Consider the following 19,930-nt stretch of genomic DNA (forward strand, 5'->3'; position numbering starts at 1 on the left):
CACAAAAAAAGAGCGCCCCCAGCGGGGACGCCCTTATGTTGCTTTACCCTTATTTTCAGCAATCCAAACCTTCTATACTTCCTTCATCCGGAAGTAGATCCACCCGATCAGGAAAAAGACTACGAAGCTGCCGACGACCGTAATCATCAGACTTTCAAACGGCAGGTTCAGCGCCCCGAATCCGCCTCCCTCCATCGTGCCTGCCGGCAGGGTTGCCAGAAACGGCTGCGCCCAGGGATAGTAGGGACCATAGGTGGCCGAGTTCACCACCAGCATATTCGGAATGGTGAACATCACGTTCAGCGCCAGCGGAGCCGCGAAGCTGCTCCACATGAGCGAGGCGGCCAGCTGCAGCGCCGCGAGCGGCAGGCAGGCGACCCAGCCGCCCAGCAGGCTGCGGCCGATCTCCGTCCACGGAATCGGACCGGGCAGGCCCTTCACGGCGCCGACCAGCAGCAGTGCGCCGAGAAAGAGCACCTGCATGATCAGCAGCAGAGCGATAATGACCGTATACTTTGCCAGGAACACCCCGGACCGGGTCACCGGCAGGACCAGCAGCTGCTTCCACCCGCCCCCTTGATGCTCGTAGCGGCAGATGAAGGCGGCGAAGATTCCCGACATGATCGGCATGAACAGCAGCGCATGCAGCATGCTCAAGGCGCCGAGCAGCACCAGCCATGGCTGCTGTCGGCTGTCGACGTCCGACAGCATCCCGACCAGGACGGAGACGAGCGGACTGACCAGGATAAGCAGCACGATCAGAGAGCGGGACATCTTCAGCCGTTCGGCGGATAACACCCGAAAGTAACTCAGCATCTCTAGTCCACATCCTTTCCGCGGAATTGCCCCATGCCAGCCAAATAAATGATAAATGCCAAAATGATGCCTCCTCCTACCGGCAGGGCCGGGGACGCCTTTCCATAGAACGACAGCAGGGGCCAGGCCAGCGGGAACCATTCCGGGTAATTCCCCGCGAACAGCGAAGCGATGGCTGCAGTAATGCCGAGCGTGATCGGCAGCGCCTGATTTTTAAACGTCAGGGACAGCCACAGCTCCAGGGCAAACAGCGGCAGCGCCGCCAGAAAAGGCACAAAGCTGAGCTTCAGAATCGTCAAATACGGAATATGGTCCGGACTGAATTTGAGGGCCAGTCCCAGGACGACGGTTCCGCAGGACAAAATCAGGCAGGATGCCGCCAAGGCAATGATCCCCAGCAGATATTTGGCCGTAAACACCGCGCCCCGCGAAATCGGCAGTGCCAGCAGCTGCTTCCAGGAGTTGCTGCCATGCTCGACGTTGGCAATTTGCGAAGCGATCAGCGTCGTGCCCAGGAACAGGGCGATCGGCACGAACGAGAAGATCTCCCCGATCAGCCCGGCCCACGGATCATCCTGATAGCGCTGCAGCAGGTAGTCGTACCGGAGGCCGAAATTCAGCCCCTGCATCGCCAGCAGTCCGACCGAGCCCAGAATAACGAGGAGCCAGATCCCTTTGCGGCGCATTTTCAGAAAATCGGCCGACAGCGCGCGCGCCACCATCATGAGAATCCCCCCTGCTCGATCACCTGCATGAAAATATCCTCCAGCGAGCGCCGCTTCTCCTCCACACGGTAAATCGCATGGTTGTTGTCTACGAGGCGCTTGACGAGCAGCGCCACTTCCGGATCGCTCAGCTGGTCCAGCTTGATCGCCCCGTCTTCCATCCGGCCGGTATAGCCTTGGCCGATCAGGTGAACCAGCGCCTCCTGCGGCTCCGATACGACCAGGCGGAATCCGCCTGAGGCCTGCTGCTTCAGATTGTCGATCGTATCCTGGAACACCATTTCCCCTTCGCGGATAATACCGACGGTCCCGGCCATTTGTTCGACCTCGGAAAGAAGGTGGCTCGAGACGAGCACGGTAATCCCGTGCTGCTTCGGCATGCTGCGGATCAGTTCGCGAATTTCGTGGATCCCGGCCGGATCCAGCCCGTTGGTCGGCTCGTCCAGGATCAGCAGCTCCGGACTTCCGAGCAGAGCGGCGGCAATGCCCAGCCGCTGCTTCATCCCGAGCGAATACCCTTTGACGGGGCGCTTCGCGTCCTTCGTGAGGGACACGATGTCCAGCACTTCGTGGATGCGCGCCTTCGGCACATCGAGGATGCGGCGGATCGCCTCCAGATTTTGCACGGCGGTCAGATGGCCGTAGTTCGAAGGATATTCGACCAGCGACCCGACCTTGCGCAGGATATTCATTTTATCCTTCCTCAGATCCTTGCCGAAAATCTGGATCGAGCCCACGGTCGGGCGAATCAGGCCGAGCAGCATCCGGATCGTCGTCGTCTTCCCGGCCCCGTTCGGTCCGAGAAAGCCGTAAATTTCCCCCTTGGCGATTTCCAAATCCAAATTGCGTACGGCATAGCGGCCGCGGTATTTTTTGTTCAAATTTCTCGTCTGTATCACGAGTTCACTCACGATCATCACCTCGATACCCATCTTACCGGGCCAAGGTTAAAAGACAGGCTGCTCCAAGTTTAAATTTCGTTTAAAACTCCATTGCCAAAATCCGCGCCAGCCTCTACCATAAATGAGAGAAACCTGTCATCTCTTGACGATTGGAGGCGTAACATTGACGGATTGCACGGTTAGGCAGATTGAAGCAGCGGATTACCGCGATATTTACGTATTGAATCAGGATTTCAACCCGGATCTGCGGTTGTTTACCGAGGACCGGGTGAAGAAGAGGATTGAAGCCATCACGGCTCAGACGAAGGATGTCATTTTTGTGTGCGAGCAAAATGAAGAAGTCGTCGGATACATTCACGGCAGTCCTTATGAGCTGCTCTTTTCCGACTCGCTGATCAACGTTCTGGGGTTTGTCGTAAAAAAATCACACCGGAATCAAGGGGTCGGCAGTATGCTGATCAGCCATCTGGAACAGTGGGGGAGAAGACACGGGTTTTCCGGAGTCAAGCTGCTGTCGCATCCGAGCCGCGTCCAGGCCCACCGATTCTACGAACGACGTGGATACGTGTTCACCAAGGATCAGAAAAACTTCATCAAATCCTTTAACAGCTGAAATATTCATCACGTGAAAGTATACAGAAAACCACTCTGATTAAACTACACCCCCTTGTTAGGCTTCGGCTAACAAGGGGGTGTAAGTTTTCTATGGTCAAAACCAAGGCTTCACTTGATCATCAGTCCCGGTTTCTCCGAGCCCGCAGGGTACAGCAGGACCCTTGTCCCCTGCGAACTGCTCTCGATCAGCATGGACAGCCCCATCTCCCGCGTCAGGAAGCCGATGATCGCGAGGCCAATCCCGGCACCCTTGCCGCCGGAAGACGACTGCATGCCTTGGCCATGATCGGAAATGACGATGGCCGTCCTGCCCCCGGCCGTCTCAGTTGCGATGCCGATATACAAACCGGAATGGGCATGCCTCAGCACGTTCTGGAACAGGTTATCCAGAATCCGCCGGAACCACTGGATATCGACAAGCCACCACAGCGGCTCTTCCTGCAGCGAGACATCCACCTCGAAGCCTTCTTTTTCCCACAACGGATACCAGGCGGCCGCGCTTTCCCTCACGATCCGGAGCACATCCGCCTGCACCGGCTGCAGGGTGTATCTTCCGCTCGTCAGAAGATTATACGACAGCAGGTTATCGATCAGCCCGCCCAGATCGCCGAGCTTGGATTCGGTCAGCTTCAGCAGCTCCTGTCCCCGATCGGACAAGGGCTCCTTTTGCAGCGTATGGACATGGCCCCGGATGACGGTCAGCGGCGTACGCAGGTCATGCGACAGGTTGGCGATCAGCCGCTTGCGCAGCTCCTCCTCTTCCCGCTCGCGCTTTAAACTTCGGCCCAGCTTGGCCACCATCCCGTTAAATGCGTTTTCCAGCTGTCCGATTTCATCCTCCCTTTTGACCTGGATCGGCTCCGGCAGTCCGTTCTGACCCTGCACCGTCATGGCATACTGCAGGCTCAGCAGCCGCCTTCTCATGTTCACGAAGAACATCCATGAGACGGCGACAAAGGCCACAAACATCAGCAGAATAAGTACATATACGAAGTAAAATGTCCGGTCTGACACCGAGTCGCTGCGGGTGCTCTGCACTTCCTTCGGCACCTCGATGACCATAAATCCCTTGCCCAGAGACTCTGCATCCCCGATAAAAGCAACCACCGTAAACTTCCCGTAGGATTCCCGGTACTTCTTCATATAGGCCATCGCATCCGACGCGCTCCACCGCTTCGGAAGGTCCAGCTTGCTGCCCCCCGGCTCCCTGAGGTTGCCCTGCCCGTCAACCCAGAACACGGCCGCCTTGTCGTACTTCTGGCTAAGCTTTTTTAGCCTGGCATCGATCTCCTCCGGGGTTTTGTCCTTCAGCTGCTTAGCTTCCTGATGCCACGTTCTCTCAAGGCGCAAGCCGGTGTATGGATTTTCCCGCTCCGGCTCCGAGGGAAACAGCGGATCGATGATATTCAAGTTGACGAGCTGATATCCGATCAGCGCCGCAGGAAACACCACCGGAATAAAAAGCAGCGCGATGACCATAATTAAAAGGTATCTCGACAGCAGCGAACCGCGGAACTTTCCGCTTCTGCCCGTCTTCATGCCTTGATGCGGTAGCCGACACCGCGGATCGTTTCAATGATTTCGGGCGCGGCCGGGTCACGTTCCAGCTTCTCGCGGAGATAGCGGATGTGCACCATCAGCGTCTTGTCTCCGTCGAAATAAGGCTCGCCCCACACGCCCTCATAGATCTGCTCTTTGGTCAGGATCTGGCCCAAATGCCGGAGCATAAACTTGAAAATTTGATACTGCTTGCCGGTCAGGATGATCTCTTCCCCGGTCTCGCGGTTCACAATCCGGTTCTCCCGCTCGTGTACCGACAAGTGCTTCAGTTCCAGCACATCGGACGCGACCGATCCCGACCGGCGGAGCAGCACTTCGATGCGGGCCGCCAGCTCGTCGGGGTGAAAAGGCTTCGTGAGGTAATCGTCGGCAAACTGCAACCCTTCCAGCTTGTCGTCGATGGACGTCCGCGCGGACAGCATCAGAATCGGCAGCTCCGGGTACGCCTTCTTCAGCCTTTGTCCCACCGTAAATCCGTCCAGGCCCGGCAGCATGACATCGAGAATAACCAGCTTGCTGTTGGCCGCAAGCTCCGCAGCCCTTTCGCCGCTGCGCTGCCATTCCACCTGATATCCGCGTTCGGTCAGGTCCCGGCAGACCCATTCGCCGATCTCGGCGTCGTCTTCGATATATAACAGTGATACGTTCAATGATATCGTTCCTTTCTGTCTGTTTCAGGCCTAAGCTCCCAAGGTAATTTCATTGTGATTATACCCTATTTCGCTGGAAGAGGAGGAGCGTTCACTGATCGGCCGCACAATTTTACAGGTTGAAGCCCAGAAGGAATCATGCTATATTTTAGCTACCTGAGCACGGACGTTTCCTTAACCGATGTTCTCAGTATTTCAATTTAAAGGCTATGTTACCCTAAATGAAGGTACAACCTCGGGCTGAAGTAATGGACCCTGGTTGTGCCTTTTTTGCGTGAGGAGGAAAATGAGATGCTGCTGGAAGCTGTGTACCACCGCCCCAAACTAAACTGGTGTTATGCCTATGACGGACGTACCATCCACCTGAGAATCCGCACCAAACGAGACGACGTGACTTCGGTATCGGCCATGGCCGGAGACAAGTACATTTGGGAGGAGTCGATGGAGTATATCCCGATGATCAAGCTGGTTTCCGACGAACTGTTTGATTACTGGGAATGCGAGGTGACGCCTCCCTACCGCCGGCTGAAGTACGGATTTCTGCTCGAGGACGGCAAGGAAAAGTACTGGATGACCGAATACGATTTCCTTCCGGAGCCGCCAGAGACGCCGGACCGTTTGTTCGAGTATCCTTTCATCAATCCGGTCGATATTTTCACCGTGCCGGCATGGGTGAAGGACGCGGTCTTTTATCAAATTTTCCCTGAGCGCTTCGCAAACGGCGATCCGTCGCTGGATCCGAAAGGAACGCTGCCCTGGGGCGGCGAGCCTGAGCGGGACAACTTCTTCGGCGGGGATCTGCAGGGGGTGCTTGACCACCTGGATCATTTAAGCGAGCTGGGCGTCAATGCGATTTATTTCACGCCGCTTTTCAAGGCGACGACCAACCATAAATACGATACCGAAGATTACTTAACGATCGACCCCCAATTCGGGGATATGGAGCTGCTGAAGAAGGTCGTGGCCGCCTGCCACGAGCGGGGCATCCGCGTGCTGCTGGATGCGGTGTTCAACCACTCCGGCCGTACGTTTGCCCCTTTCCTGGACCTTCGGGAAAAAGGAGAGCAGTCGCGCTACAAGGACTGGTTCCACATCCGCAAGTTCCCGATCGGCGTGGAGGACGGCGTACCGAGCTACGACACGTTTGCTTTTGAGCCGCTCATGCCGAAATTGAATACCGAAAACCCTGAAGTCAAGGAGTACCTCCTGAAGGTCGCGGAATACTGGATCAAGGAAACCGACATCGACGGCTGGCGCCTGGACGTGGCCAACGAGGTCGACCATCAGTTCTGGCGCGAGTTCCGCCAGGTCGTAAAACAGGCTAAACCGGACGCCTATATTCTCGGCGAAATCTGGCACGAGTCCTCACCTTGGCTGCAGGGAGACCAGTTCGACGCCGTCATGAACTATCCGTTCACCAACGCGGCGCTCGACTTCTTCGTCGACGGAATTACGGATGCCGAAGGATTCGCCAATGCGATCGGCAAGCAGCTCTCCCGCTATCCGCGCCAGGCGAACGAAGTGGCGTTCAACCTGCTGGACAGCCATGATACGCCGCGCCTGCTGACCAAATGCAAAGGGAACAAGGATAAAATGAAGCTGGCCGCCCAGTTCCAGTTCACGTTCCCCGGAACCCCGTGCATTTTCTACGGGGATGAGGTCGGCCTCATCGGCGGTCAGGACCCGGAATGCCGCCAGTGCATGCAGTGGGATGCCGCCAAACAGGACCAGGATCTGCTGGCGTTCTATAAGGACCTGATCGCTCTGCGCCACCAGTACGGCGCGCTCCGCACCGGAAGACTGACGTTCCTGTCCGCGGAGGAAGGAAGCACGCAGCTGGCTTACTCCCGCGAGGACGAGAACGACAAGATCGTCATCCTCATGAACAATTCGGCCCAGGAGGATACCCTCTCGGTCGATGTGGAGGAATCAAGCTGGACGGATATCCGCACAGGCCAAGCCGCGGCGGCCCGCCAGGGCAAGCTTGAAGTAAAGCTGCCGGCATACGGCTGCGCCATGCTTAAAGCGGACAAATAAGAAGCAAGGGACCCCAGGTTTCGTACCTGGGGTCCCTTATTTTTCGCCAAAGCTAGTTTTACACAAAGTTACGCGTATCGTTGTTTCTGCCGAACTTGTAGGTCGCGATGAGGAAAAATACCACCGCGAAGGCAAACAGAATCGACAGGTTGAACCATACGCCTCCCTGCGTCTCATGACGGCGATGGATGCGCCCAGAAACAGTATGGCAAAGCCGATATACAGGCCGACCGCCGGCCAGGCAGCGGATACGTCGTTTCCGTAAATCACCTGGGTCAATCCATGATTTCCCCAGCGGATCGGAGACAAATTCACGAGAAATCCCATGATGCCTCCCCCGGCTTCGTCCCCGATCGGAAAGTACGCTCCCCCAAAGAAGGACATCAGCTGAACGATCAGAGAAACAATGCCCCGCGATGCGCTGCCTTTGAGCAGATAACTGAAGGCAAGGCCTAGGCTCAGCGCCATGATGACTTCCGACAGCAGCACGATCAGGACGATGCCCATATGTTCCCCCCAATACGCCTTGAAGACGTACTTGCTGAAGACGATAATGACGATCACGAACAGAAAGTTGGTCACGATGCCGCCCAGCACCTTGCCGGCAAATATCTCGCTTTTGCGTACAGGCGCCGTCACCAGCCGCACCGCCGTTCCGCGCAAGATTTCCCTTTGGATCAGCCCTCCGGCCGGCATGGCCGCCCACATACCGACCATTACCGTCAGGGCCAGCGCGTAGTAATCGATCGACCCCGGCGTCCGGTCCGCGTTGATTGACAGTTCCTTGATGTAGTCCGACCCGGCTCCGCCAGCAAACACCGCCTGAACCTGGGCAGGCTCGGTCTGCGCAACCGCCGCAGCCGCATTGTACTTATCGGCAAAGGATGTCAGCATCCCCTGCACGATATTGCTCTCAATCGTACTGCGGCTGCTGCCGTAGAGGGAAATCCCCTGCCCACTCAGCTCCACATAATCCACGTAGCGGTTGTTCTCCACTTCGGTCCGGCCGTTCTTCCCCGCCGGGAGCGAATCGAACGTGATCCCCGATTTTCCGGCCTCCTTGGTAAAGGCAGTAAACGCTTCGGACAGCGGTCCTCCTCCGGTGGTGTCCTTCACGACCACCTTCAGGTCACCGACGCTCAAATCGCCGCTGAATGCGTTCGTCAGGGCCAGGCCCAGAATCAGCATCAGAATGATCGGAAAGCCAAGCATAAATATCAGTGTGCGCCGATCCCGGAAATCCTGTTTGATTTCTTTAAATGCAATCGATAAAATATTCACCTCATGAACCTCCTCCCCGCTTAAGCGATTAATCCCGTAAATTTCTTCCCGTCAAGGTCAGAAACACCGTCTCCAGATTGGGCTCCTGCTCTTCCACCGAGCGGATTTCCATCCCGTCATCCATAAGCTGCTTCAGGATCCGATTCAGATTATCGACCGCCGCGTCGCTGTGAATCCGGATCATGTTATCTTCCTGCAGGACTGTCCGCACGCCCGGAATCGCTTTGAGCGCCCCTGCCGCCGCAGGCTGCGCCGATTTCACTTCGATGCGGATGTCTTTCACGTCGGTAATCGTTGACTTCAGCTGCTCCTTCGTACCCTCGGCGATGATTTTGCCATGATCCACAATGGCAATCCGCGAGCAGATTTCCTCGACTTCTTCCATATAGTGACTCGTATAAATAATCGTGCAGCCCGATTCATTCAAATTCCGCACCGAGGTCAGGATATAGTTCCGCGACTGGGGATCGATGCCAACGGTCGGCTCATCCATAATAATAAGCTTCGGCTTATGAGCGATCGCGCAGGCGATGTTCAAGCGCCGCTTCATTCCGCCTGAGAAGTTCTTCGGCAGGCTCTTCGCCTTGTCACTGAGGCCGACAAATTCGAGCGCTTCCTCCGTCCGTTCTTTAAGCTGGGTGCCGCGCAGACCGTACAATCCGGCAAAGAAGCTCACGTTTTCATACGCCGTCATATCTTCATAGATCGCCAGATCCTGCGGCACGATGCCCAGGTTCAGCTTGGCGAACCGGCTCTGCTTCGTGATGTCCCGGTCCAAAATCCGGATTTCCCCGCTGCTCGGGCGCAGCAGTGAGGATACCATATTGATGGTTGTGCTTTTGCCGGCGCCGTTGGCCCCGAGAAAGCCGAAGATTTCCCCTTCCCTTACCGTCAGCGACATATTGTCCACGGCGACGAATTCGCCGAATTTTTTGGTCAGCCCCCGAATATCGAGCACGTTCATTTCATCCCACTCCGTTTCGTTGTCCTTTTAACAGATCGACAGGGCGGCATGCATCTCGCCCGCTCCATCTCTTGATGCTCTTATCTTAATAAAAAAGGATGACCTTATGTCAGTGCATAAGTTCATCCTTGATCCATGAGAAAGTTCATGTCTTTGCCGTGGGGGCATGACCTGTCATATGAAATTTATCATTCCTTGCCGTACGGAATCAGCGTGGTGACCGTGAAGCCCTGGGAGCCGTCGGCGATGACCGTACCGTTCACGGATGCCGTCCGCTCTTCCATGCCGATCAAGCCCAGGCCTTTAACGATCTTGGACGAGCCCTGGCCGTTATCGGAGACGACCGCTTTGATGAAGCGGTTCAGCACGCGGATTTCCACATGCACCGACGTAGCTCCGGAATACTTGGCGCTGTTGGTCAGCGCCTCGGTCACATTTTCATAGATGATCTTCCATTGGAGAGGGGTGATGATTTCCATGTTCCCGTCATGAACGACAGAGGTCATCATCCCCGTTTTGCCGCTAAAAGCTTCAACAGCCGTTTTCAGGCGGCTCAGTCCGAGCTGTTCCACTGGGGGTTTGTTGTTCTTCAGCGTGAGGCGGATTTCCTCGATGGCTTCCTTCGAGATGCCGATGGCGTTCTGGAGGAGACTCTCCGCGGTATGGGGGTCGCTGTGCAGCAGCCGCTTGGCGGCCTCCATCTGGATCAGGGCCCCGGTCATGGCATGCCCGATCCCGTCGTGAATCTGCTGGGTTAACCGGCTGCGTTCCTCCAGCTTCACCATATATTCCGAGGCCCTGGCGAAGTCCCTGTTTTCATTCAAGCTCCGGGCCAGCCGGTGCATATCCTTGCGTATCAGCTCATTTTCGTCTTCCTGGCGGACGATCCTGCCCATATACTGCCGGACCAGCACATAATTGAAATAGCTCAGCGCGGCCGCGAACATATATAGAACCATCATCGAATCCCGCAGGAAGATCAGCGGTATCAGGATGACGAGGAGCACGACCCCGTTCTTCCGGGGATAAAACGTGGCCAGCTCATAACATCCGAAGGGCAGCAGCAGCGTGAAAAAGGGATGATACATCGCACAGCCGATCAAAAACAGCTCGATCAGCACGATGGCGCCCTGCTTCAGCCGGCTGCCCTTCACGATATGCAGCACCAGATTCAGCGCCGAGTAAATGAGAAACAGCAGCACGATCCACGGGTCCGGTTGGGCTGCTGAGAAATAGGTGGCGATCACGACAAAGAGCAGCAGTATCGTTTTGTTGCCGACGGTCCACAGTTCCATACAATCCGCCGCCTACCGGACCTTGCCGGTCAAATAATAGATGGCGATCTGGGTGCGGTGCGACAGCGCCGTTTTGTTCAGGATCGAAGTAATATAGTTGGCCGTGGTCCCTTCCGAAATAAACAGCTCTTTGGATATTTCCTTATTGGACAGCCCCTGGGCGATCAGGGACATCACTTCCAGCTCGCGCTCGGTGAATACGCTGCGGTCAAACGGGCAATCGGTAGACGAGGCTCCCTTAGCCTGCGCCGCCGATGCCGCCGATGCGCCCCATACCCCCGCTGTTCCCCGGCCGGATGTACTCCCCGCGGTCGCAGACGCTCCTCTCCCGCCAGCCTCCTGCACACCCGCTTGCTGAGCTCCGCCATGTTCCTGATGGGCACCCGATTCCGTCCTTCTCCCCTGGCCCGCAGGCAGTCCGTCCATCACCGACTTCAGCTTATCCAGCACTACGTCCTGCAGCACATTATTGCCGCTGTGCACGCTCTTGATCGCATCCCGGATGCGCTCAGGGTCATTGTTCTTCAGCAGATACCCTTTGGCGCCGTAACGGATCGCATCCAGAATGTATTCGTCGTCATCAAAGGTCGTCAGGATCAGCGGCTTGGTTCCGGTCTCTTCGGTCAATATTTTGGTCGCTTCCACCCCGTTCATATTCGGCATCCGCACGTCCAGGAGCGCCACATCCACCTCGTGGGTCCTGCAGTAGTCCACCGCTTCCTGCCCGTCGTTCACCGTAGCCAGCACCTCAAACTCCCCGAACGTATTCAGGATGATCTTCATTCCTTCCCGGATAAACGAATTATCATCCGCAATCAGCACTCTAATTTTCATGCCAGGCCTCCTTGTCGAACCTATTGTACCTGATGGCCGGCCTGGATTGGAAGGAGTTTCTAAACATCAGCAAAGCACAATAACTCATATCAAATCTCCGTAGGGGGTGAGCTACGAAGATAGACCGATTAGCATTGTGAATCTCGCTGAGGAGGGCGTATTTTACACAGATCAGTTTTTCCGATAATGCCTAAAGCAAAGGAACCCCTCCTGTTTCTGAAGGGGTCCCTTTGCTTTAGCCGACTCATAACAAAGCTTAGGCCTAGATAAATAAAAGTTACTCTACTCTTTTCCTTTTTAAACTAAAAGCCATTCTTAAAATTTGGCTTTTGGATTCTTGATTAACAATGTTAAATAAAGTAGAGGCAAGTTTTCGTAGATCATCTTCATGCATTTTCGAGCAGACTTTTTCAAAGGTTTGCTGCAAATTTTTAACAGGTTTTGCCAAATTATTTTCCTTCATGAAGAAATCTAATTCTGTGCGATCAATAGGATTTAAAAACTTCAACCCAAAGCGATCTACAGCAAAGCTGAAGTCCTTATCGTTATTGCTCAGGAGCTGCGCATTCATTTCGATTGCTGTTGCTGCAATTACGGCGTCCGGAAGGGGGAGCTTCTTCCCCACCTCCTCAGACCACGTTACGCGGAGATCGGCTGCCGTCTTGGCAATCTCATCGCTAATATCTATGATGAGTCCTTCTTCCTTGGGATAGCGAATAAATTCATGGATGACTTCCTGATATGCCAGGTCTTTATGCGCTCGTGGAATGGACTGCAGCTCCGTTTGAATGACAGTGGGTAGGAGCAGTTCCACTTCCGGATCAAAACGCAATTCATTAATCAATTCCATAGCCGGATTAAATCCCCAGGAAGCATAGATATAAATGTTCGTGTCGCAGATCACCTTATTTAACATCGAGCTCCTCCATATCATCTTCGGCCGTTACCGGGTAAAGATCGGATGGTTCGTCAACGACAGGTTTAACTCGGGCCAAGGCTTCTTTGGTACGTTTTACAGATTCAATCTGCTTTTGATACTTAGGTGTTTTGAATTGTTCCTTGGGTATCAGGTACTTTGTCCCACCAGGAGCCGCAAATTGTTCAACATGGATTTTTCCAAGTTTAATCCATTTGTAAACGCTCTGCACACTGATGCCAAACATTTCAGCAACTTCCTCAACAATGTAAAAGTCGCCACTTATAGTCTCCCTTAATTTCTCTACAGAGCTGACCGTTTTCCGAAAATCCTTCTGTATCATGCTCTGAAGAACAGAGATGGTATCTTTGATTGTTTCTCGATCCTGTTCAGGCAGGTATGAATTGTGACTTATATGCTCTAAACGCTTCACCAGCTCATTTTTTTCAATCATCGACATATTTATCACCCACCATTATTATAACACGTCGGTTAAACCTTTAAACTCATTAAACCATTAAACCAAAAGTAAATCCATGTATAATTTCTTATCTCAAAAAAGCCCCTCTGCGAGGGGCTTATAACGGACGGTTACCATATGACGAGAAAAATAATAGCGGCCAGCACGATCCGGTACACGGCGAACGGTACCAGCTTGATGCGGTTGATGAGCTTCAGGAAGAAGCGGATGGCGATCAGCGCCACGATAAACGAGCTGATAAAGCCTGCCAAGAAAAACGGCATCATATCCATCGTAAAATACTCCCAGTTCTTCAGCAGCGACAACCCGCTGGCACCGAGCATAATCGGCACGGCCATAATAAACGTAAAGTCGGAAGCCGCCCGGTAGCTCATGCCCATCAGAACCCCGCCGGAGATGGTGGAACCGGAGCGGGAGAAGCCCGGCCACAGGGACAGACACTGAACCAGTCCGATGCCAAAGGCCTGCCCGTATGTAATCTGGTCCACCGTCTCGGCTTTCGGACGCTTCGGCCGCCATACGTCGGCCGCGATCATCAGGAGCGCCCCGATGACCAGCCCGATCAGCACCGTCCGGGTCGAAAACAGATGCTCGTCAATATAGTCATCGAACAGCAGGCCGAGCACGCCGGCCGGAATCAGGCCGACGATGACCTGAGTCAGCTTCAGGCGTCCCTGCGCCCGGCTGCCCCCTGCCTCCGGCTCTCTTCTCCGCAGGCCAAGCAGGTCGAGAAACCGGCTCCAGAACACGACGACCACCGCCAGGATTGAGCCCAGCTGAATAACGACTTTAAAGGTATTAGCTACGGGTGAAGCCAGAAACTCCCCGGTCTTCAGCCACATATCGTCCACGATAATCATATGCCCGGTCGATGATACCGGGGCGAACTCCGTCAATCCTTCGACGATCCCGAGAATCACCGCTTTAATGATTTCCATCAAATCCAAAACGTTTCACAACTCCTTCAGTTTACTTTTCAACCCGCATTCCCCGCGCGCGGCGGAGGTACAGGAACAGCACGCATACAATAACCAGGCCGATCACGGCGTATGCGGCATGCGAATACACGTCCATATAGTGCAGAATGCTCTCCCAGGAATCCCCCAGGGCCGCCCCCAAATACACGAGTACCGTGTTCCAGATCAGCGTTCCGACGGTGGTAAAGAGCAGAAACAGACCAAACTTCATCCGGGCCATCCCGGCCGGAATCGAGATCAGGGACCGCACGAGCGGAATCATCCGGCAGAAGAACACCGTAAAGTAGCCGTAACGGCTGAACCACTTCTCCGACTTGGCGATATCGGAGGATTTGACCCGCAGGATGCGGCCCCATTTGGCCACGATCCGCTCCAGGCGTTTCACATCCAGCAGCAGGCCGATGCCGTACAGAATGACCGCTCCGATCACGGAGCCGACTGTAGCCGCCGCGATGACGCCCGGGATGGCCAGATGCGATTTCGTTGTCATAAAGCCCCCGAACGTAAGGATCAGCTCCGACGGAATCGGGGGAAATATATTTTCAAGAGCAATAATGAGCGCAATACCGACATAACCGAACTGTTCCACGACGCTGGTAATCCACTGCTCCATGGAATTCCCTCCCATACGGTTTATAGTGAGGCCCTGCGTTAAATCAGGGTCTTTCTTACGTTCCGCAAATAGTTGTAACGGATGAAGAAAAAATACGCCACCTGGGCCGTAACGAAGCACGCCAGCACCGCGCCCATTTCCCATGCGATGGAGAGATAATAGAAGCTCTGCAGCGCCATGAAAGCGAAAATACTGTGCAGAGCGGCTAGTAATATCGGCACGAAAAAGAGCATCGCGAGCTGTCCGGTCACGATCCGGTTCAGCTCCCGGTCCGTCAGTCCCATCTTGGCGATCGTGTCGTATTGGCGCCGGTCGTAGTCCAGGTCCGCATAGAGGCGGAAATACAAGAAGCTGCCCGCTGCGATAAAAAACACCGTCCCCACCAGCAGCGCTGCAAACAGCATCGCCCGGTAAGACGTCATTTGCGTCACATACAGCGTGCCGCTCACCGTCATCGCGTACGGCTGTCCGGCGTCATACCGGACTTCGCCGCGCGGCGCGAGCCGCTCTCCAAGGCCCAGCGTACGCTCGAAATCGTCTACGTAGAATCCGGTATACCGGTCCACTGACACGGGAGATGTCAGACGGTCAAACAAGCGGTCGCTGACGACGAGGCCGCTGAAATCGCCCTCCCGCTTCCATTTCATCTCCCGCAGGACATGCTCAGGCACGGGTACCCGCGATGTGTACCCGATCTCCCGGATTTGCAGCCTCTCTTCCGCCAGCGTATAGACCTCCATCTCCCGGATTCGGGTGTAGGTACGGTCGCGCTCGGAACTGATCATCACCAGGGCGTCAATGCCTTCCAGCGGCTTCTCCAGGTCGCTGTCCCCGGCGGCTTCCACCGCCTGCTTGTAGCTGGAATAAGAGATGACCGGAAGCAGCGCGCTGTCCCCTTCACCGGCTGGCAGGCCGACCTGAATGTTTTTGACCGGAAAGCTGACGATCGCTGGACCGAGCCCCTTCGCGCGAAGTTCGTCCTCAAGCTGCTGCACATGCTGCGCTTCGAGAGAATTTCCGCCCTTGGACAGATAGCTGACCGCTGCCGGGTAGTCCTCCCGAAACTGGCCGGAGAGCGTATTAATGGAAGCAAACACGCCGACAGCACAGAACGAGACCGTCGAAATGATCGTCACCATGAACAGCATGTTCGCGTTGTCTTTGAGCCGGTACGCCAGATTGGAGACCGTCACGATATTCGTCCTTTTCCAGAAAAAGAGCCTCCGCTTCTGCAGCAGCCGGACGACCCAAACGCCAAGCTGGGTGTACAGGAAATACGTGCCGGCGATGGTCATGATGACGACCGGTAGCATGCGGATGTAGATCGTATTCACCGTGGTCGTCGCGGCCAGCGCATAGGATGCAAGCAGCAGCACGGCCGCCAGCAGCGACTGGATGCCGGACGCCCGCGGCGGCGTCTTCGGCCTTTGCCCGGACTGAAACAGCTCGATGAGCGTCCGGTTCCGGAGCATGACGGAGGTGCAGACCGAAATCAGCAGGAACAGCAGTACGAATGCGCCCGGTGTCAGCGCCAGCGCCTGCCAGGGCAGGTAAAACGGAATCGGGGCCATGCCAAAGGCACGGGAACCGATCATCAAAAAGAGCTTGCCGGTGATAAGGCCGGCGGCCATACCGGTTAGGATAGCCCCGAGGCCGATCAGCATGTTCTCCATCAGGACCATCCGGTTCAACTGTCCCTTGGTCATCCCGTGCATCAGCAGGATTCCGATCTCCCGCTTCCGCGAGGTCAGAAAGGAGCCTACCGAATACAGCACGAAGAAAAAGGAGAACAGATACATGATGCATTCGGCGGTGATCATCGTCTGCATTACGATCGGATAGATCAGCTGCCCGCGGATATAGGGGCTGAACAGGAACAGGGCGCAGATGAAGAAGATCATGACCGAGAAGGCGCTGCTGAGAAAATAAGCCGCATAGGTCCGCTTGCTGCGGGCGACGTTTCTATAAACGAACTGTAGAAAGGACACGGCTGTCTCCCCCCAGCAGCGACAGCATGTCGATGATTTTCTGGAAAAACGCCTGCCGGTTGCTGCCCTGATAGATTTCGTTATAGAATTTGCCGTCCTTGATAAAAATGACCCGGTGGCAGAAGCTCGCCGCGACCGGATCATGGGTCACCATCAGCACCGTCGCCTGCTCCTGCCGGTTCATCTGATCCAGCGTCTCCATGACGTCCTTGGACGCCTTGGAATCGAGATTGCCCGTAGGCTCATCCGCCAAAATCAGCGAAGGCCGGTGGATCAGCGCACGTGCGATGGCCGTCCGCTGCATCTGTCCCCCCGAAATCTCGTAGGTGCGCTTGTCCAGAATCCCGCGAATGCCGAGCTTCTCCGCCACTTCCTCCAGCCTGCGCTCCATCTCCCGTACGGGCACACCGTCCAGCGACAGGGACAGCACGATGTTCTCCCCGACGCTCAACGTATCGAGCAGGTTGAAGTGCTGGAACACGAAGCCCAGCTCGCGCCTGCGGAACAGCGCGGTCTGTTTGCGGCTCAACTGATGCGGGTTGGTCCCGTTAATCCAGACTTCGCCGGCGGTTGGCTCGTCGATGGTCGCAATCACGTTGAGCAGCGTGGTCTTGCCGCTCCCCGAGGGGCCCATCACACCCACGAATTCGCCGGCAGCGACCGCGAACTGGATATGGTCGAGCGCCTGCAGCGGTACGCGGCCTTCATAGATTTTCGACAAATGCTTCACTTCCAGAATCGTCACGTGCTCCAGGCTCCTCCGCTTTGATTTCTGTCATAGGCTTATTATAGGCAGTGCCTGCTTCAGCCTGCCATCGCGCAACATTACACTAGCTTACACATTTGTAAGCTTGAACCTCATCCGGACGGTCGTTCCCCGTCCTTCCTCCGATTCGATCTCGACGCCGTGTCCCATTCGGCTGCAAATCTGCTTGACCAGGTACAGTCCCATCCCGGTCGATTCCTGGTACAACCGGCCGTTCTCGCCGGTAAAATACGGGTCGAACACGCGCGGCAGATCCCCCTGCGGAATGCCGATGCCCTCGTCCTGGATGTCCAGAACCGCCTCGCTGCCGCTTTGGTATCCGCGGAACCGGATTTGCCGGTGCTCCTCCCCTGCGGAATACCGGACCGCGTTCGTGACCAGCTGGGTCATGACAAAGGACAGCCACTTTTCGTCCGAAGTAATCCGAAGCGTCCGTTCGAACTCGATGACAGGAAAGATACGGCTCCGTATAAACAGCCGGCGCTGGGAGGACGTCACCGAACGCACCACCTGCTCCAGATCCAGCTCCTCCACAAAAAAATCCTTCTCGAACGTGTCGAGCCGGGCGGTGTACAGCACCATGTCCAGCCCCTTCCGAAGCCGGTCGAGCTCATCGCCGATCGCGGTGAACTCCGGCTTGTCCTGATGCTGAATGATCAGATGGATGACCGACACAGGCGTCTTCATCTGATGCACCCACTGGTTGATGAATTGAATATGGGAATCGAGCTTGTGCTTATACTGCTGCAGCTCGGTTTGATAGCGTCGGTACTGCCCCTTGATCAGACGGTGCAGGCTCAGGGACAAGGGAGTCTGCTGCTTGTTGTTCAGCAGCTCTTCCGTCGTCGGGGACGGCGCGGACAGCCGCGCATAGAAGGTCCGGTTGCGCCAGTACCGGATGAGGAGGTACCCGGCGAACAGGAAGCTGCTGAGCAGCGCCGCATATAGGCTGACCTCTGCGTTCCGGTACCCGTCCAGCCGGTACACCAGCGTGATGAGAAATAATTGCAGAATATAAAGGGCGATAAGCGGGGCTTGGTCTCTCAGATACAGCTTCATGCTTCGTCCTCCCAGTTTGGAAGCAGCCGGTAACCTTGGCCCCTGACGGTCTGGACGGCATCCTGCACGCCGAGCCCCGACAGTTTTTTGCGGACGCGGGTGACGTAGACGTTCAGGGTGTTGTCATCCACGAACGACTGGTCGTCCCAGATCCGGTCCAGCAGCCGGTCGCGGCTGACGACCTGCTCCTGGCGGGTGAGCAGTTCCTCTAATATTTTGGCTTCGGTATGGCTGAGCTCCACCTTTTGCCCGTTTAAGGTCAGAGAGAGCCGGTCCACGTCCAGCGTAAGCCCTGAGACCGTGACAGACCGCGTCTGCTGGGATGCGGCATACGAACCGTACGCCCGGCGAAGCTGGCTGCTGATTTTGGCCACGGCGATTTCATAATCGAACGGCTTGGTCAAATAATCGTCCGCCCCGTTTTCCAGCGCCATCACCTGGTCCATCTTGCCCTCCCGGGCCGATATGAAAATAATCGGGCATGTCGACAGGCCGCGAATTTGCCGGCACCAATAGTATCCGTCGTATTTCGGCAAATTGATGTCGAGCAGCACCAGGTGAGGATCGTAGCTCCGGAAGTCGCTCAGAACCGCAGCGAAATCTGTCACGGAACGCGTGTCATATTCGAATTTATGCAAATGCTCCTCCAGCAGGCTGACAAGCTTCTTGTCATCTTCGACAATGAAAATTTTAAACATGACTAAAAATCTCCTTTGGAAAAGGTAAGGTGTCTTCTCACTCCTTTGGTATTGTACCATGTCCGGCCTGCCGGGCCGAATTCCAGACCGGTATGCCATAAAAAAGGAGCTGCAGCCCCAAAGGGCACAGCTCCTTGTCTCAAACGATCCAATTGCATACATTCACTGAAAGCAGATTGCTTGCAGCGAAAATCTTGTTACCGAATATGGAATGGTCCAGCATCGCTGAGGCCTTTATTCTCTTCAGTCAGGTGCTCAACCGGTGAGCCCGAAGCAAGTGCTGCATCGGCGCTCTCACGGGTCTCATGACGACTCTCCCGATCATGCAAAGTACATTTCAGCTGCATCGAGCTCGCGGTTTCCGGATACCTGATAATTCTCCTGAAGGAGAACACCGTCCTCATCCAGCAGCTCGATTCCCCGGCGCTGCAGCTCCGACATCAGCAGGGCCAGAAATTCAGGGTCCAGTTCCAACTGCTTGGCCAGCATCACGCATTCCAGCAGCTGTTCATCAGACAAGATTTGCATTTCAATCCCCCCGATCTTCCAAGGTTCCCTAAGAATCCTGGAGATCTTCCAGGAGGAAAGGAACCCTTAATGATGAGTAACCGATTTTGCGAGGAAAATGGGCTTACCCTATTTAAAACCAAGTCAGCCGGTTTGTAAACGCACTTTCATCGGGATGAATGTTTTCCACAAAAATATCAATTCGTCAAATTAATCCCTAATTAGACAAAACTTTACTCCCATTAC

At 55.3% G+C, this 19,930-nt stretch carries 19 protein-coding genes and 2 pseudogenes; 2 read left to right on the forward strand and 19 right to left on the reverse strand.

Annotated elements, in window-relative coordinates:
- Positions 1 to 72 precede the first annotated feature (72 nt).
- From MKY74_RS01450 to MKY74_RS01460, 3 genes are read right to left on the reverse strand one after another with little or no spacing between them, the layout of a single operon-like run.
- The gene (locus MKY74_RS01450) at positions 73 to 816 is read right to left on the reverse strand and encodes an ABC transporter permease (protein WP_076172746.1); all 744 of its coding nucleotides are present in this window, start codon (positions 814 to 816) and stop codon (positions 73 to 75) included.
- Between the two features lie 2 nt (positions 817 to 818).
- Complete coding sequence (locus MKY74_RS01455) at positions 819 to 1,538, reverse strand: ABC transporter permease (protein ID WP_076172957.1); 720 nt, start codon at positions 1,536 to 1,538, stop codon at positions 819 to 821.
- Positions 1,538 to 2,458, reverse strand: a complete 921-nt coding sequence (locus tag MKY74_RS01460; RefSeq protein WP_285855349.1) for an ABC transporter ATP-binding protein — start codon at positions 2,456 to 2,458, stop codon at positions 1,538 to 1,540. Before MKY74_RS01460 ends, MKY74_RS01455 begins: the two co-directional genes overlap by 1 nt.
- Positions 2,459 to 2,606: 148 nt before the next feature.
- Between MKY74_RS01460 and MKY74_RS01465 the strand changes: the two genes are divergently transcribed.
- A complete protein-coding gene (locus MKY74_RS01465; protein WP_179232077.1) occupies positions 2,607 to 3,056 on the forward strand; it encodes a GNAT family N-acetyltransferase in 450 nt (149 codons plus the stop codon).
- Between the two features lie 110 nt (positions 3,057 to 3,166).
- Here MKY74_RS01465 and MKY74_RS01470 read toward each other — a convergent pair whose 3' ends face one another.
- Both MKY74_RS01470 and MKY74_RS01475 read right to left on the reverse strand, forming a co-directional pair.
- On the reverse strand, positions 3,167 to 4,597 hold the full coding sequence (locus tag MKY74_RS01470; protein ID WP_076172744.1) for a HAMP domain-containing sensor histidine kinase: 1,431 nt from the start codon (positions 4,595 to 4,597) through the stop codon (positions 3,167 to 3,169).
- Positions 4,594 to 5,268 (reverse strand): response regulator transcription factor, encoded by a 675-nt coding sequence (locus MKY74_RS01475; protein ID WP_076172743.1) that lies wholly within the window; start codon positions 5,266 to 5,268, stop codon positions 4,594 to 4,596. Before MKY74_RS01475 ends, MKY74_RS01470 begins: the two co-directional genes overlap by 4 nt.
- Before the next feature lie 291 nt (positions 5,269 to 5,559).
- Here MKY74_RS01475 and MKY74_RS01480 point away from each other — a divergent pair, with 291 nt between their 5' ends.
- A complete protein-coding gene (locus MKY74_RS01480; protein WP_076172742.1) occupies positions 5,560 to 7,305 on the forward strand; it encodes an alpha-glycosidase in 1,746 nt (581 codons plus the stop codon).
- Between the two features lie 58 nt (positions 7,306 to 7,363).
- Here MKY74_RS01480 and MKY74_RS01485 read toward each other — a convergent pair.
- The 14 genes and pseudogenes from MKY74_RS01485 to sda form a co-directional block, all read right to left on the reverse strand.
- Positions 7,364 to 7,456 (reverse strand): annotated as a pseudogene (locus MKY74_RS01485) (ABC transporter permease); the annotation flags it as partial.
- Between the two features lie 83 nt (positions 7,457 to 7,539).
- Positions 7,540 to 8,517, reverse strand: a pseudogene (locus MKY74_RS01490) (ABC transporter permease); the annotation flags it as partial.
- A gap of 97 nt (positions 8,518 to 8,614) precedes the next feature.
- Positions 8,615 to 9,550 carry an ABC transporter ATP-binding protein gene (locus tag MKY74_RS01495; protein ID WP_076172741.1) on the reverse strand — a complete coding sequence of 312 codons (936 nt, stop codon included), beginning with the start codon at positions 9,548 to 9,550 and terminating at the stop codon, positions 8,615 to 8,617.
- A 188-nt stretch (positions 9,551 to 9,738) separates the two neighbouring features.
- Positions 9,739 to 10,845, reverse strand: coding sequence for a sensor histidine kinase (locus MKY74_RS01500; RefSeq protein ID WP_076172740.1), 1,107 nt, complete (start codon positions 10,843 to 10,845; stop codon positions 9,739 to 9,741).
- 12 nt (positions 10,846 to 10,857) lie between these two features.
- Positions 10,858 to 11,679, reverse strand: coding sequence for a response regulator transcription factor (locus tag MKY74_RS01505; RefSeq protein WP_076172739.1), 822 nt, complete (start codon positions 11,677 to 11,679; stop codon positions 10,858 to 10,860).
- Between the two features lie 277 nt (positions 11,680 to 11,956).
- On the reverse strand, positions 11,957 to 12,595 hold the full coding sequence (locus tag MKY74_RS01510; protein ID WP_076172738.1) for a type II toxin-antitoxin system VapC family toxin: 639 nt from the start codon (positions 12,593 to 12,595) through the stop codon (positions 11,957 to 11,959).
- The gene (locus MKY74_RS01515) at positions 12,585 to 13,055 is read right to left on the reverse strand and encodes a helix-turn-helix domain-containing protein (protein ID WP_076172737.1); all 471 of its coding nucleotides are present in this window, start codon (positions 13,053 to 13,055) and stop codon (positions 12,585 to 12,587) included. Before MKY74_RS01515 ends, MKY74_RS01510 begins: the two co-directional genes overlap by 11 nt.
- A gap of 131 nt (positions 13,056 to 13,186) precedes the next feature.
- A complete protein-coding gene (locus MKY74_RS01520) occupies positions 13,187 to 14,014 on the reverse strand; it encodes an undecaprenyl-diphosphate phosphatase (protein ID WP_179232162.1) in 828 nt (275 codons plus the stop codon).
- 31 nt (positions 14,015 to 14,045) lie between these two features.
- Positions 14,046 to 14,666, reverse strand: coding sequence for a DedA family protein (locus tag MKY74_RS01525; protein ID WP_076172735.1), 621 nt, complete (start codon positions 14,664 to 14,666; stop codon positions 14,046 to 14,048).
- A gap of 38 nt (positions 14,667 to 14,704) precedes the next feature.
- Positions 14,705 to 16,654, reverse strand: coding sequence for an ABC transporter permease (locus tag MKY74_RS01530; protein ID WP_076172734.1), 1,950 nt, complete (start codon positions 16,652 to 16,654; stop codon positions 14,705 to 14,707).
- Positions 16,629 to 17,399, reverse strand: coding sequence for an ABC transporter ATP-binding protein (locus MKY74_RS01535; RefSeq protein WP_076172733.1), 771 nt, complete (start codon positions 17,397 to 17,399; stop codon positions 16,629 to 16,631). Before MKY74_RS01535 ends, MKY74_RS01530 begins: the two co-directional genes overlap by 26 nt.
- Positions 17,400 to 17,489: 90 nt before the next feature.
- Positions 17,490 to 18,479: a sensor histidine kinase gene (locus tag MKY74_RS01540; RefSeq protein WP_076172732.1), complete on the reverse strand. Its 990-nt coding sequence runs from the start codon at positions 18,477 to 18,479 to the stop codon at positions 17,490 to 17,492.
- Positions 18,476 to 19,177, reverse strand: coding sequence for a response regulator transcription factor (locus MKY74_RS01545; protein WP_076172731.1), 702 nt, complete (start codon positions 19,175 to 19,177; stop codon positions 18,476 to 18,478). Before MKY74_RS01545 ends, MKY74_RS01540 begins: the two co-directional genes overlap by 4 nt.
- 321 nt (positions 19,178 to 19,498) lie before the next feature.
- On the reverse strand, positions 19,499 to 19,705 hold the full coding sequence (gene sda, locus MKY74_RS01550; RefSeq protein ID WP_076172730.1) for a sporulation histidine kinase inhibitor Sda: 207 nt from the start codon (positions 19,703 to 19,705) through the stop codon (positions 19,499 to 19,501).
- Between the last annotated feature and the right edge of the window lie 225 nt (positions 19,706 to 19,930).

The organism is Paenibacillus sp. FSL R5-0378 (assembly GCF_038009285.1).
Taxonomy (GTDB): domain Bacteria; phylum Bacillota; class Bacilli; order Paenibacillales; family Paenibacillaceae; genus Paenibacillus_AQ; species Paenibacillus_AQ favisporus.